14 protein-coding genes are annotated in these 14,133 nt (G+C 53.2%); 8 read left to right on the top strand and 6 right to left on the bottom strand.

From position 1 onward, the window contains the following. Positions 1-105 precede the first annotated feature (105 nt). Complete coding sequence (gene acrR / locus C0560_RS05275; protein ID WP_248859773.1) at positions 106-759, bottom strand: multidrug efflux transporter transcriptional repressor AcrR; 654 nt, start codon at positions 757-759, stop codon at positions 106-108. A gap of 142 nt (positions 760-901) precedes the next feature. Here acrR and acrA point away from each other — a divergent pair, with 142 nt between their 5' ends. From acrA to C0560_RS05245, 6 genes are all read left to right on the top strand, one after another. Beyond that, positions 902-2,095, top strand: coding sequence for a multidrug efflux RND transporter periplasmic adaptor subunit AcrA (gene acrA, locus C0560_RS05270; RefSeq protein ID WP_100777372.1), 1,194 nt, complete (start codon positions 902-904; stop codon positions 2,093-2,095). Between the two features lie 22 nt (positions 2,096-2,117). Further along, a complete protein-coding gene (acrB, locus tag C0560_RS05265; protein WP_100777373.1) occupies positions 2,118-5,264 on the top strand; it encodes a multidrug efflux RND transporter permease subunit AcrB in 3,147 nt (1,048 codons plus the stop codon). A gap of 511 nt (positions 5,265-5,775) precedes the next feature. Further along, the gene (gene tomB, locus C0560_RS05260) at positions 5,776-6,150 is read left to right on the top strand and encodes an Hha toxicity modulator TomB (RefSeq protein WP_100777374.1); all 375 of its coding nucleotides are present in this window, start codon (positions 5,776-5,778) and stop codon (positions 6,148-6,150) included. 27 nt (positions 6,151-6,177) lie between these two features. Then, complete coding sequence (locus C0560_RS05255) at positions 6,178-6,396, top strand: HHA domain-containing protein (RefSeq protein WP_012016344.1); 219 nt, start codon at positions 6,178-6,180, stop codon at positions 6,394-6,396. Positions 6,397-6,611: 215 nt separating this feature from the next. Further along, on the top strand, positions 6,612-7,163 hold the full coding sequence (gene maa, locus C0560_RS05250) for a maltose O-acetyltransferase (RefSeq protein WP_248859772.1): 552 nt from the start codon (positions 6,612-6,614) through the stop codon (positions 7,161-7,163). 117 nt (positions 7,164-7,280) lie between these two features. Continuing rightward, complete coding sequence (locus C0560_RS05245) at positions 7,281-7,748, top strand: YlaC family protein (RefSeq protein ID WP_100777376.1); 468 nt, start codon at positions 7,281-7,283, stop codon at positions 7,746-7,748. Here C0560_RS05245 and C0560_RS05240 read toward each other — a convergent pair. Continuing rightward, positions 7,720-9,177 (bottom strand): PLP-dependent aminotransferase family protein, encoded by a 1,458-nt coding sequence (locus C0560_RS05240; protein WP_248859770.1) that lies wholly within the window; start codon positions 9,175-9,177, stop codon positions 7,720-7,722. The two genes, C0560_RS05245 and C0560_RS05240, sit on opposite strands and share 29 nt — an antisense overlap. Positions 9,178-9,277: 100 nt before the next feature. Between C0560_RS05240 and C0560_RS05235 the strand changes: the two genes are divergently transcribed. After that, positions 9,278-9,988 carry a GNAT family N-acetyltransferase gene (locus tag C0560_RS05235; protein WP_248859768.1) on the top strand — a complete coding sequence of 237 codons (711 nt, stop codon included), beginning with the start codon at positions 9,278-9,280 and terminating at the stop codon, positions 9,986-9,988. On the opposite strand, the gene ykgO is transcribed toward C0560_RS05235, so the two are convergent. The 3 genes from ykgO to C0560_RS05220 all read right to left on the bottom strand — a co-directional run bounded on the left by ykgO (position 9,985) and on the right by C0560_RS05220 (position 11,855). Continuing rightward, the gene (ykgO, locus tag C0560_RS05230) at positions 9,985-10,125 is read right to left on the bottom strand and encodes a type B 50S ribosomal protein L36 (protein ID WP_003859006.1); all 141 of its coding nucleotides are present in this window, start codon (positions 10,123-10,125) and stop codon (positions 9,985-9,987) included. The genes C0560_RS05235 and ykgO overlap by 4 nt on opposite strands. A gap of 2 nt (positions 10,126-10,127) precedes the next feature. Further along, positions 10,128-10,388, bottom strand: a complete 261-nt coding sequence (locus C0560_RS05225; RefSeq protein ID WP_095281030.1) for a type B 50S ribosomal protein L31 — start codon at positions 10,386-10,388, stop codon at positions 10,128-10,130. A gap of 90 nt (positions 10,389-10,478) precedes the next feature. Then, positions 10,479-11,855, bottom strand: a complete 1,377-nt coding sequence (locus C0560_RS05220) for a PTS transporter subunit EIIC (RefSeq protein ID WP_123429360.1) — start codon at positions 11,853-11,855, stop codon at positions 10,479-10,481. A 278-nt stretch (positions 11,856-12,133) separates the two neighbouring features. Between C0560_RS05220 and C0560_RS05215 the strand changes: the two genes are divergently transcribed. Then, a complete protein-coding gene (locus C0560_RS05215; protein WP_248859767.1) occupies positions 12,134-13,333 on the top strand; it encodes an enolase C-terminal domain-like protein in 1,200 nt (399 codons plus the stop codon). On the opposite strand, the gene C0560_RS05210 is transcribed toward C0560_RS05215, so the two are convergent. Next, positions 13,321-14,040, bottom strand: a complete 720-nt coding sequence (locus tag C0560_RS05210; RefSeq protein WP_100777381.1) for a GntR family transcriptional regulator — start codon at positions 14,038-14,040, stop codon at positions 13,321-13,323. The two genes, C0560_RS05215 and C0560_RS05210, sit on opposite strands and share 13 nt — an antisense overlap. Positions 14,041-14,133 lie beyond the last annotated feature (93 nt).

Below are 14,133 nucleotides of genomic sequence, written 5' to 3'. Positions count from 1 at the left end.
ATTTGATGTCAGAAATGACCGGGAATAGTCTGGTGCGAAGGATATCACGGCAGGTGAAAGCAGAATAGCGCGAAGGCAATCCTCCAGGAGAATTCCTGGTACCGATCAGGCTGGCAGCGCGCCCTGCTCCATCCGCAGCGTCGGGCAGAACTGGCACATCTCCAGCAAAATGGCGACGTAGCTGCGTGCTTCTTTTTTCAGGTCAAAGGACTGCGGGGCAAACAGCCAGTTTTCCATCAGCCCGGAGATATAGCTGCGCATCAGGATGGCGGTGCGGCGGGTGAGTAAATTTTCCGGCAGCATATTCGCCTGAATGCATTGATTCAGAGTATATTCGATGCGATCGTAGCTCTCCAGACACAGGCTTCTCTGCGCCTGTTGCACTACGGCCATTTCACCGACAAACTCACATTTATGGAAGATGATTTCCATCATCAGGCGGCGTCTTTCTTCAATGACCGTCGCCTCAAGGACATGGACCAGAATTTCTCTCAGAACTGAGAGTGGATCGTCAGGGAATTTTGCCCGATACTCAGTCTCAAGATCGGTAATACTGGATTCTGATAACTCCCAAATTTCACTGAATAAATCTGACTTATTTTTGAAATGCCAGTAAATCGCTCCCCGTGTGACGCCAGCGGCCTGAGCAATCTGCGCCAGAGAGGTTGAAGAAACCCCCTGCTGCGAAAACAGACGTAATGCCACATCCAGGATGTGTTGACGTGTCTCAAGCGCTTGTTGTTTGGTTTTTCGTGCCATACGTCAATGAATTTACAGGAGTCAGATTTACATACATTTATGAATGTATGTACCATAGCACGACGATAATATAAACGCAGCAATGGGTTTGCGGACTTTTGATCCATTGATCAATTTGAAATCGGACACTCGAGGTTTACATATGAACAAAAACAGAGGGTTAACGCCTCTGGCGATCGTTCTGATGCTCTCAGGCGGCTTAGCGCTTACAGGATGTGATGAGAAACAGGCTCAACAAGGAGCACAGCAGATGCCAGAAGTAGGTGTCGTTACGCTGAAAACTGAACCTCTTCAAATCACCACAGAATTACCAGGCCGTACAAGCGCTTACCGCGTTGCGGAAGTTCGTCCTCAGGTTAGCGGCATTATCCTGAAACGTAACTTCACCGAGGGTAGTGATATCAAAGCGGGTGTTTCTCTGTATCAGATTGATCCGGCAACCTATCAGGCCTCGTACGACAGTGCGAAAGGTGACCTGGCGAAAGCCGAAGCGGCAGCCAAAATTTCTCAGGTGACCCTGAACCGTTATAAAAAGCTGCTCGGCACGCAGTACATCAGCCAACAGGATTACGACACGGCGCTGGCCGATTCTCAACAGGCTAACGCTGCGGTACTCGCTGCAAAAGCCGCTGTTGAAACGGCACGCATTAACCTGGCGTACACCAAAGTGACCTCCCCTATCAGCGGTCGCATTGGTAAATCAGCTGTCACCGAAGGTGCGCTGGTGCAGAACGGTCAGGCCACCGCGTTGGCTACCGTGCAGCAGCTTGATCCGATCTATGTTGATGTTACGCAGTCCAGCAACGATTTCCTGCGTCTGAAACAAGAGCTGGCAAGCGGTGCGCTGAAGCAAGAAAACGGCAAAGCAAAAGTGGAGCTGGTGACCAGCGATGGCATCAAATTCCCACAGGCTGGCGCGCTGGAATTCTCTGACGTGACCGTCGATCAAACCACTGGTTCTATCACCTTACGCGCAATCTTCCCGAACCCTGACCACACGCTGTTGCCAGGTATGTTCGTGCGTGCCCGTCTTGAAGAAGGCACCAACCCAACCGCACTTCTGGTGCCACAGCAGGGCGTAACACGTACGCCACGCGGTGATGCCAGCGCGCTGGTTGTGGGTGCGGATGACAAAGTCGAAACGCGTCAAATCACTGCTACGCAGGCGATTGGCGACAAATGGCTGGTGACGGACGGTTTGAAAGATGGCGATCGCGTGATTGTCACTGGTTTGCAAAAAGTACGTCCTGGCGCGCAGGTGAAAGCGCAGGAAGTCAAATCTGACGATAAACAACAAGCCGCAGCCGGTGGCCAGTCAGAACAAACCAAGTCTTAACTTAAACAGGAGCCGTTAAGACATGCCTAATTTCTTTATCGATCGCCCCATATTTGCGTGGGTGATCGCCATCATCATCATGCTTGCAGGGGGACTGGCGATCCTGAAGCTGCCCGTAGCGCAATATCCAACGATTGCGCCGCCAGCAGTTTCGATCACCGCGACCTATCCTGGGGCTGATGCAAAAACGGTGCAGGACACCGTGACTCAGGTTATCGAACAGAACATGAACGGTATCGATAACCTGATGTACATGTCCTCCAACAGTGACTCAACCGGTACGGTTCAGATCACGCTGACCTTCGAGTCTGGTACGGATGCGGATATCGCGCAGGTTCAGGTGCAGAACAAACTGCAGCTGGCGATGCCGTTACTGCCGCAAGAAGTCCAGCAGCAGGGTGTAAGCGTGGAGAAATCCTCCAGTAGCTTCCTGATGGTTGTCGGCGTTATCAACACCAACGGCACCATGACGCAGGAGGATATTTCCGACTACGTGGGCGCCAACATGAAGGACGCCATCAGCCGTACTTCAGGTGTGGGTGACGTTCAGCTGTTTGGTTCCCAGTACGCGATGCGTATCTGGATGGACCCGAACAAACTGAACAACTTCCAGCTGACCCCTGTCGACGTGATTAGCGCGATTAAAGCGCAGAACGCCCAGGTTGCAGCCGGTCAGTTAGGCGGTACACCGCCGGTGAAAGGGCAGCAGTTGAACGCCTCTATCATCGCGCAGACCCGTCTGACCTCCGCCGATGAGTTCAGCAAAATTCTGCTGAAGGTCAATCAGGATGGTTCTCAGGTTCGCCTGCGCGACGTTGCGAAGGTTGAGCTGGGCGGTGAAAACTACGACATCGTGGCGAAGTTTAACGGCCAGCCGGCTTCCGGTCTGGGGATTAAACTGGCGACCGGTGCGAACGCCCTGGATACCGCGACCGCGATCCGTGCTGAACTCGCAAAAATGGAGCCGTTCTTCCCGTCAGGTCTGAAAATCGTTTACCCGTATGACACCACACCGTTCGTTAAAATCTCGATTCACGAAGTGGTGAAAACGCTGGTCGAAGCGATCATCCTGGTGTTCCTGGTTATGTACCTGTTCCTGCAAAACTTCCGCGCGACGCTGATTCCAACCATCGCCGTTCCGGTCGTACTGTTAGGGACCTTTGCAATACTGGCGATATTCGGCTTCTCGATAAACACCCTGACGATGTTCGGGATGGTGCTCGCCATCGGCTTGCTCGTGGATGACGCCATCGTGGTGGTCGAAAACGTCGAGCGTGTGATGGCCGAAGAGGGGCTGCCGCCGAAGGAAGCGACGCGTAAATCCATGGGCCAGATCCAGGGCGCGTTGGTCGGCATCGCGATGGTTCTGTCTGCGGTATTTATCCCGATGGCCTTCTTCGGTGGGTCAACCGGTGCGATTTACCGTCAGTTCTCCATCACCATTGTTTCGGCAATGGCGCTGTCGGTTCTCGTGGCGTTGATTCTGACCCCTGCTCTCTGTGCCACCATGCTGAAACCTGTTCAGAAAGGCGGCCACGGCGAGCATAAAGGCTTCTTCGGCTGGTTTAACCGCATGTTCGATAAGAGCACGCACCATTACACCGACAGCGTAGGCAACATTCTGCGCAGTACTGGTCGTTATCTGCTGCTCTATATCATTATCGTCGTGGGCATGGCATTCCTGTTCGTTCGTCTGCCAAGCTCCTTCCTGCCAGATGAAGACCAGGGCGTGTTCCTGACGATGGCACAGCTTCCGGCGGGTGCCTCGCAAGAACGTACCCAGAAAGTGCTGGATGAAGTGACCAACTACTACCTCACCAAAGAGAAAGCGAACGTTGAATCCGTGTTTGCGGTTAACGGCTTTGGCTTTGCGGGTCGTGGTCAGAACACCGGTATCGCCTTCGTTTCTCTGAAAGACTGGAGCGAGCGTCCGGGCGATGAGAACAAAGTCGAAGCGATCACCGGGCGTGCGATGGGAACCTTCTCGCAGATTAAAGATGCGATGGTATTCGCCTTTAACCTGCCAGCGATCGTCGAACTGGGTACGGCAACCGGCTTCGACTTCCAGCTGATCGACCAGGGCGGTTTGGGTCACGAGAAACTGACTCAGGCTCGTAACCAGCTGTTTGGCGAAGTGGCGAAACATCCTGATCTGCTGGTCGGTGTGCGTCCTAACGGCCTGGAAGATACCCCGCAGTACAAGATCGATATCGACCAGGAAAAAGCACAGGCGCTGGGCGTGTCTATCAGCGACATCAATACCACACTGGGCGCAGCCTGGGGCGGTAGCTACGTCAACGACTTCATCGACCGCGGTCGTGTGAAGAAAGTGTACGTGATGTCTGAAGCGCAGTACCGTATGTTGCCGAACGATATCAACAACTGGTATGTGCGTGGCAGCGAAGGTCAGATGGTTCCGTTCTCCGCCTTCTCTACTTCACGTTGGGAATACGGTTCACCGCGTCTGGAGCGTTACAACGGCTTGCCATCGATGGAAATCCTTGGTCAGGCGGCACCAGGCAGAAGTACCGGTGAAGCGATGAACCTGATGGAAGAACTGGCGGCGAAACTGCCTTCCGGCATCGGCTACGACTGGACGGGGATGTCCTATCAGGAACGTCTGTCCGGCAACCAGGCCCCTGCCCTGTACGCCATCTCGCTGATTGTGGTGTTCTTGTGTCTGGCAGCATTGTACGAGAGCTGGTCGATTCCGTTCTCCGTCATGCTGGTGGTACCACTGGGTGTTATCGGTGCGCTGCTGGCCGCGACATTCCGTGGCCTGACCAACGACGTTTACTTCCAGGTGGGCCTGCTGACAACCATTGGCTTGTCGGCGAAGAACGCGATACTTATCGTCGAATTCGCCAAAGATCTGATGGATAAAGAGGGCAAAGGTCTCGTTGAGGCCACGCTGGAAGCGGTACGTATGCGTCTGCGTCCAATCCTGATGACCTCCCTGGCGTTTATCCTCGGGGTAATGCCGCTGGTTATCAGTACCGGTGCGGGTTCCGGCGCGCAGAACGCCGTGGGTACCGGCGTAATGGGCGGGATGATTACCGCAACCGTACTGGCTATCTTCTTCGTTCCGGTGTTCTTCGTGGTGGTACGCCGCCGCTTTAGCCGCAAGAATGAAGATGTGGAACACAGTCACTCAGTAGATCATCACTGATACCGGTTTCACATGCTAAAAAGGCCGCAAATTGCGGCCTTTTTCTTTATCTGACGAAAATCATAAATTACGCTTATTGTTCGTTTATTTATTTTATGTCACCGCATTGAACTTCTGTTGTTTAAAGTCATCGTTAATCCTTACGGCAATTATTTAATTATTTCGTTTGCCCTAAAGATATTAGGATTATTCCTGGCGGCTTTAGGTAATGAGGAAGATTTGGGATTCCACATTTCAGGTGTAAGTTTTAGCTAACATGATGAATCCTAAGGTAGCCGACAAAATCTCTGCCATGATTTAGATAAAATTGGCAGCGTGAATGAGGGAGATTCAGAGACGAACGGCGACCGACGTTTTAATTGTAATTTTTCGTAATAGCGCGGTGAAATCTTGATCAGCATGGCTTATAGTTAAAGACATCAGGAAACAGCACCCGTTAAGGTAAGCTAGTTGTATCCATCCCGACAGCGTTGTTCGGGTGAGTAAAGAATCACTCAAAAGGGGATGCGCTATGGACGAATACTCGCCAAAAAGGCATGATATCGCGCAGTTGAAATTTCTCTGCGAATCCTTGTACCATGACTGCCTTGCCAATCTTGATGAAAGTAACCATGGCTGGGTTAATGATCCGACCTCCGCAATCAATTTGCAGCTAAATGAACTCATAGAGCATATAGCAACCTTCGCACTTAATTATAAAATTAAGTACAATGAAGATAATAAATTGATTGAGCAAATTGATGAATATCTGGACGACACCTTTATGTTGTTCAGCAGTTACGGCATTAACACACAAGATTTGCAAAAATGGCGTAAATCGGGAAACCGCCTATTCCGTTGTTTCATCAACGCGAGCAGAGCTAACCCGGTCAGTCATTCATGTTAAAATTATTACAATTACTAAGGTGAATTTATGTCTGATAAACCATTAACAAAGACAGATTATTTGATGCGCTTGCGACGCTGCCAGTCACTGGACACCCTGGAGCGTGTTATTGAAAAGAATAAATATGAACTTCCCGATCATGAACTGGCTGTATTTTATTCAGCAGCCGACCACCGCCTTGCAGAGTTAACGATGAATAAACTGTATGACAAAATCCCAGTATCTGTGTGGAAATTTGTCCGTTAATACGTAGTGCTTTGTTTTGAGGTTATATCATTACCTTCTTACGCTGAATTCACCTTTCGATATACGATCCCTGCGTGGCAAACAGACCCATCGTTTCAAACGTGCACGTCGGCAACAATGTTGTGATTATCATCACATCAGCTTAATGGGAACGTTCCCTTTCACGACGAGGTTCTTTACGCTGTAGCGTCAGGACCATTCCCGTGAGGTTTCCCATGAGTGAAGAAAAACAGAAAATGATTGCCGGTGAGCTTTACCGCCCCTCTGATGACACATTGCGGGCAGAGCGTCTGCGCGCGCGCCATCTGGTTCATCGTTATAACCATACGGAACCCGATGCTAAAGTTGAGCGTCGGGCAATATTGACGGAGCTTCTCGGCCAGGCAGAAGATGCCTATATCGAGCCAAGCTTTCGCTGCGATTACGGCTATAACATTTATCTCGGTAAATCGTTCTACGCCAACTTCGACTGCGTGATGCTGGATGTCTGCCCTATTCATATCGGTGATAACTGTATGCTGGCGCCAGGCGTGCACATCTACACGGCCACCCATCCCCTGGATGCCACAGAACGCAACAGCGGCGCTGAATTAGGCAAACCAGTGACCATCGGTAATAATGTGTGGATCGGTGGTCGCGCGGTAATAAACCCAGGCGTCACGATTGGCGATAACGTGGTGGTGGCTTCCGGTGCGGTGGTCACCAAAAACGTGCCGAGTAACGTGGTGGTCGGGGGCAACCCGGCGAAGATCATCAAAACGCTTTAAGGCAGAAGCCGGTAACTGTTATGGTTTTTATGCCCATAACTGTTACTTCTTTCACCCCCACCGCTCCCCTAAAATGGGCAGATCCCCTGTATTTTGCAAAATTCATGAAGGTTATAAATGACAGAGATACAGCGCCTGCTTACTGAAACCATCGACGATCTGAATGCCCGCGAAAAGCGCGATAATCGCCCGCGCTTTAGCATTAGCTTTATCCGTAAACACCCTGGCCTGTTCCTGGCGATGTATGCCGCACTGCTGGCGACGCTGGTCGTTATGCTGCTGTCAGAAACGCTGATCGACTCGGTCTGGCTGCTGGTGGTGCTTTTCGTCGTCTTTAACGGCTTTTTCTTTTTCGACGTTAATCCCCGCTATCGCTATGAAGATATCGATGTGCTCGATTTCCGCGTTTGCTATAACGGTGAGTGGTACAACACACGCTATGTGCCGTCGGAGCTGATCAGCAATATTTTGCATTCGCCAAAGGTAGAAGACGAGCAAAAGGCGAAACTGCAGAAAATGATCTCCACCAAAGGTGAACTGTCGTTCTACGACGTCTTCACCCTTTCTCGCCCTGCCACTGCGTAATCAGAGTCTGCAAGCGCCTGATCCCAGGCGCAAACTGCGACGCTGACGTATTCCCGTATCCCAGCACCAGCCCGGTTTGTCCCTGGTTTGTATCAAGGTAGTAACCGCTCAGGGCGGCCGGTGCGAGCTGAAAGGCTCTTGCCTGCTGCACAATCGCTTTATCATCCACACCATCAATAGCAACGGTCAGATGCATACCGCCCTCACCGGCCAGCACCCGATGTGGAACGTGCAGTTCAGCGGCGAGCGCCTCGCGTAGCTGTCGGTAGCGCTTGCGATACAGCCTGCGCATCGCTGCAAGATGGCGCGCGTAGTGCCCCTCTTCGATAAACAACGCAAGTGTGCGCTGTTCGGCGCGATGCCCACCGCGCAGCAGCGAGCCGATGGCCGGGTGCGCAGCGCGGGCTAATGCCTTCGGGAGCACCATAAATCCGGTACGCAGCGACGGAAAGAGCGTTTTACTGAACGTCCCGAGGTACACCACCGGCGCGTTCTCCTGCATCCCCATCATCGCCGGAACCAGCTCGCCGCTGTAGCGAAACTCGCTGTCGTAATCGTCTTCGATAATCCAGGCATCGTGCTGACGGGCAAACTCCAGCAGCGCCAGCCGCCGGTTAATACTTAACACGCTCCCGTAGGGAAACTGGTGCGACGGTGAGGTGAATATCAGTTTGGGTGAGTGCTCATGGTTTTCCAGACGCATGCCCTCTTCATCGACGGGCATACCGACCATCGTCAGGCCCGATTTGGCAAACACACTTTTCGCCCCGGCGTACCCCGGATCTTCAATCCAGGCGATATCCCTTGTTTCACTCAACAGCTGGGTACAAAGACTGACGCCTTCCAGCGCCCCTTCGGTGATCACAATCTGGCTGGCATCACACTGGATGCCGCGCGAGAGCGCAAGATGACGGGCAATCGCCTCACGAAGCGTAAGCTCACCCGCCGGTGAACCATAGCCCAGCAGCGCACTGCCCTCTTCGCGCAGAACCCGATCGTACAGACGCCGCCACAGAGGCAGCGGGAAATAGTTGATCGCAGGCGTGCCGGGGGTAAACGCGGGCACCGGAGTACCACGCGGTGTCGGCGCAGGAAGATTCGCCACCCGGCGCGCAAGGGTGATGTCCAGGGCTTGCGATGACTGCCCGGCGTGACAGTGCGCGAGATGCGCCACCCGCGTGCCCTGTCGGTTGCGCAGCAGATAACCTTCCAGCGTCAGCTGTTCCAGTGCGCCGTTCACCGTATTACGCGAAATCGCTAACTGTTGGGCGATCAGACGGGAGCCGGGTAACCGGCTTTCGTGCTGCAATCTGCCGCTCAGGATCGCCTCACGCAATGCCCGATACAGCGTGCGCTGGAGTGTTTCTGCCCCACGGCGTTGCAGCGCCTGGGTGATGAGTGTGTAAAAGTCGTCGCCTGGAATGTTCATCTCGCCCTCCGTGGTACCACCATAACACACTCATGTGGACCTTTTTACAGGGCCACATTTTTCTTACTCTGAGGCTCTCTTTAAGCAAACGGGAATCAAGATGAATCAATTCAACCAGTTTGGTCAGCCAGTGGGCGATGAACTAATCGACTGGCAGCCGCGACCGCATCCAGAGCGCGTAGAGCTGAACGGACGCTATTGCACCTTAACGCCGCTACGCCCGGAACACGCCGCCGCGCTGTTCGCCGCATACCAGCTGGCGGAAGATACCCGCAGCTGGACCTGGCTGTTGCGTGAACCGGATGCAAACGTAGAGGCGTTTACGGCATGGGTTGAGAGCGTCTGCACACTGTCCGATCCGATTCACTTCGCGGTCATCGACAACCAGACTCAGGCTCCCGTCGGCACGCTGGCGCTCATGCGCATCGATCCGAAAAACGGCGTGGTAGAAGTGGGTCATGTCCATTTCTCCCCCCTTCTAAGCCGCACGCCGATGTCCACAGAAGCCCAGTATTTACTGATGCGCTACGTGTTCGAGGTGCTGGGCTATCGTCGCGTTGAGTGGAAATGCAACAGCCTCAATGAGCCATCAAGGCGAGCGGCGCTGCGCTTAGGATTTCAGTATGAAGGGCGTTTTCGTCAGGCGCTGGTGACCAAAGGCCACAACCGCGATACGGACTGGTTTTCAATCATAGATAAAGAGTGGGAGAAGCTGGATCGCGCCTTTCAGAACTGGCTTGCCGCCGACAATTTCAGCGCCGACGGCAAGCAGATAAAGTCCCTGGAAAATTGGCGAATGCTACAGAACTAACGTCTTTTCTTACGTCCCTGCACCGCTTTAAACCGCGGATTCGATTTGCAGATCACGTACAGGCGGCCTTTGCGTTTAACAATCTGACAGTCCGGATGGCGCTGTTTTGCACTGCGCAGCGAGTTAAGTACCTGCATGATTAACCTCGTTTCGCATTAATGAAACCGCCAAAACGCTGACGGAAACGGGCCGCGCTGCCTTCGGTCGAGAAGGTTTTCTGCTTACCGGTGTAATACGGATGCGATTTCGATGACACCTCGATGGTGATGTACGGAAACGTCTCGCCGTCGAGTTCGATTTCGCGGTCGGTCTTAATGGTCGAACCTACTTTAAAATATTCGTTCGCACTGGTGTCGTGGAAAACGACGGTGCGGTAGTACGGATGGATATCAGCTTTCATGGTCATCTCGTCATGTTTTGTTATAACATAACAAAATGGTATCCGAGTCGCGAACAAAAAACAACCCCCGCCGTCGGGCGAGGGTTTAGCTTACTTTTCTTCCGCCTGTTCTTTCCCCACCAGCATGGTCGTCAGGACAAACGACAGTACCAACGCTATCACCACGCCCGAGAGCGCAAAGATAAAGTAAGGCCCGATATAGGCCGGCAGACTGAAAATGCTCGACAGAATGTAGCCGTAGAGACGAACGCCAAAGAACGCGATAAACGCTGAGGCCAGAGAACTGGCGACGGTGGCGGCGATAAACGCTTTTTTGTAGCGCGTCAGCACCCCAAACAGCGCCGGTTCCGTAATCCCGAGCAGAGCGGAAATGGCGGCAGACAAGGTCACGGTGCGCTCCTGGCGATCGCGGCTTATACGCCAGATTGCAAAGGTCGCCCCGGCAATCGCCATGTTAGCCATAAACATCATTGGCATCAGCATGTCGTAGCCACGATCGCTGAAGTTTTGCAGCGCGATTGGCGTCATTGCATGGTGCATGCCGGTGAGGATCGCTACCGGACGAATCGCGCCGACCACCAGCCCGGCGAAACTCGCCGACACGCCAAACAAGCCTTCGATAAACAGCGCCAGCCCTTTACCGAGCCAGATGCCAATCGGCCCGATCACCACCAGCGCAGCCAGTGCGCCGAGGAACAGCGTCAGCGTCGGGGTAAAGACCGTTTTCAGCACGTCGGGCATGATGCTGTCCACCCAGCGGTGGATGTAGCTCAAAGCCAGAATAGAGAAAATTACCGGGATCACGCTGGAGGCATAGTTAAAGACCGACACCGGAATCACGTCCAGCAGCCAAATCGCGCTGACCGCCCCTTCCTGATGCGTGGCCAGCGCTTTCGCCGCTTCGATGAGCGACGGATACATCAGACAGGCCGCAACGGCCGCCGCCAGATATTCGTTAGTCTTAAAGATTTTCGCCGCCGAAACGGCAAGGAAAAATGGCAGGAAGTAAAAAACGCCGCTGGCGATGAGATCGATCACCATCACCGTGTCGCTTTTCGCCGAAACAACTTTCAGGGCGATAAGCCCGGCCAGCAGACCTTTGATCATCCCTGCCCCGGCAATCGCCGGTACGATCGGGCCAAACACGCCCGACACCGTGTCCATAAACAGCGACACCAGGCTCTTACGCCCTTTTGTCGCCGCAGGTGTCGCGGTGTCGTTATTGCCCAGTACGCTAAGCATTTGCTCGTACCAGCTGTTCACCTTCGGCCCGATAATCACCTGGAACTGATCGCTCTGCAGCTGCGCGCCCAGCACGCCAGGCAGTTTTTTAATCTCGTTTTGATCGACTTTATTATCGTCAATCAGATCAAAACGTAAGCGCGTCATGCAGTGCCAGACTTTATTTATATTCCCCTGGCCGCCGACCAGACGAATAATATTATTGATGGCTTCTTGCGTCCCCATAAAGACTCCTGCCGGATGTTGTTGTCGTTTTAATGTTGCCATGAGGATAATTAAACCCTCACAACAAAACAAACCAATAAAATTTGATTCCGCTCACACTTAGCCATAACAAAAGCCTAAAAACCCTCATCAATCTAAAATTGGTCTGGTTTTTAATTACTATATCGTTAAATAACTGACCAAAATAAATAGTCAAAAAAACGGTTTACCCGCCAACATTTTTAGGGTGATGATATTCCCCATAACCTATTCCCACAGAGCCCCCAAGGAGTTATTTCGTGACGCCTGTGATGATTAAAAATATCGAATGTTTTATTACCCGCCCGGACCGACATAATCTGGTGACGGTACGTGTCACCACCGACCAGGGGATCACCGGCCACGGCTGCGCCACCTTTCAGCAGCGCCCGCTGGCGGTCAAAACCCTGGTGGATGAGTACCTCAAACCGCTGCTCATTGGTCGCGATGCGAACAATATCGAAGATCTGTGGCAGATGATGAACGTCAACGCCTACTGGCGTAACGGCCCGGTGATGAACAATGCGATATCGGGTGTCGATATGGCGCTGTGGGACATCAAAGGCCAGCTGGCAGGCATGCCGCTCTATCAAATGCTGGGCGGCAAATCCCGCGACGCGATTCCCGCCTACAGCCACGCCAGCGGCGAAACGCTGGAAGAACTGTTCGCCTCCGTGGATTCACTGCTGGCGCAGGGTTACCGGCATATTCGCTGTCAGCTTGGCTTTTACGGCGGCACGCCGTCGGCACTTCACGCCCCGGATAATCCAACGCCTGGCGCCTGGTTCGATCAGCAGGAATACATGGCGAACACCGTTGAGATGTTCCGCGCGCTGCGGGAAAAATATGGCTGGAAGCTGCACATTTTACACGACGTCCACGAGCGACTGTTCCCGCAGCAGGCCGTTCAGCTGGCAAAACTGCTCGAACCGTTCCAGCCCTATTTTATTGAAGATATTTTACCGCCGCAACAGAGCGCCTGGCTGGAGCAAGTGCGCCAGCAAAGCTGCGTACCGCTGGCGATGGGGGAATTGTTCAACAACCCGGCAGAATGGCACGACCTGATCGTCAATCGTCGTATCGACTTCATCCGCTGTCACGTATCACAGATCGGCGGGATCACCCCGGCCATCAAACTGGCACATCTGTGTCAGGCCTTTGGCGTGCGTTTAGCGTGGCACGGACCGGGCGACATGACCCCTATCGGCGTGGCGGTGAATACCCATCTGAATATTCATCTGCATAATGCCGCGATTCAGGAGTTCATTCCCCGTTCGCAAACCACGGATGCGGTTTTCCCTGGCGCACCGGTGGCAAAAGAGGGATTTGTCTATCCGCCTGTCAACGCCGGCATTGGCGTGGGTTTCAACGAGGAGCTGGCCCTGGCGCATCCGGTTGTCTACCGCCCGCATGAGTGGACGCAGAGCCGCCTGCCCGATGGGGCGATTCATACCCCCTGATTTTGCCGCCAGGTTAAGTTGTCGCGGTTGTAGGGGATGACGTAAGTACAGGTGTAGTTGATGTCGATAATATCGCTCACCTCGAACACGCGTCCTCCGTCGAGAATACCGCGATTATTAATATGCATCGCCGGGCTGCCCTTCTTGCAGCCCAGAATCACCGCCTGTTCGCGGCTGACGCTCACCGCGCGATAGGTGGTCAGCATGTGGGAAATGGTGAAACCTTTGCTCAGCACGTACTGCTGAATAGATCGCTCAATCGCCTGCTGGTTAAGATCGGGAAAATCCGCCACCGGCATGCTGGAGATCTCCAGCTGTACCGGCGCATCATCGACGTAGCGCAGGCGGCAGAAGTGCCAGATAAAACTCTCCTCATCTAGCCCAAAAATCTGCTGCGCGGCGCGATCCGGGCGTGTTTTATGCAGGCTGATCATCCGATAACGGATCTGATCGAAGCGTTTCTCCGTGATCGAGTTATAGACCAGCGGGTTATTGCGCGCCTGCTCGTTGATCCAGATCCCCGAACCCTGCACAATCCGCACCACTCCGATGCTAACCAGCTTTTCCAGCGCCTGGCGAATAGTAAAACGCGACACGCCGTACTCCTCGGCGAGCTGTCTTTCCGGCGACAGCTTACGCGGTCCGGGCGTCGTATCCTGGTAAATTTTGCTCAGCAGATCTTGCGTCACAAACTCTTTTTTTTTCATAAGCCTTACCTGAATGAAATCAAACTCTGCCGCATACTATAAGATTATTATTCAGCGGTAATGTAAATCAGCGGCTCAGAAAGGAAACCCTAG

Source organism: Lelliottia sp. AC1, from assembly GCF_023278595.1.
Classification (GTDB): Bacteria; Pseudomonadota; Gammaproteobacteria; order Enterobacterales; family Enterobacteriaceae; genus Enterobacter; species Enterobacter nimipressuralis.
Note: the sequence above shows the minus strand (reverse complement) of the source record. Positions and strands in the feature narration are given on the sequence as shown.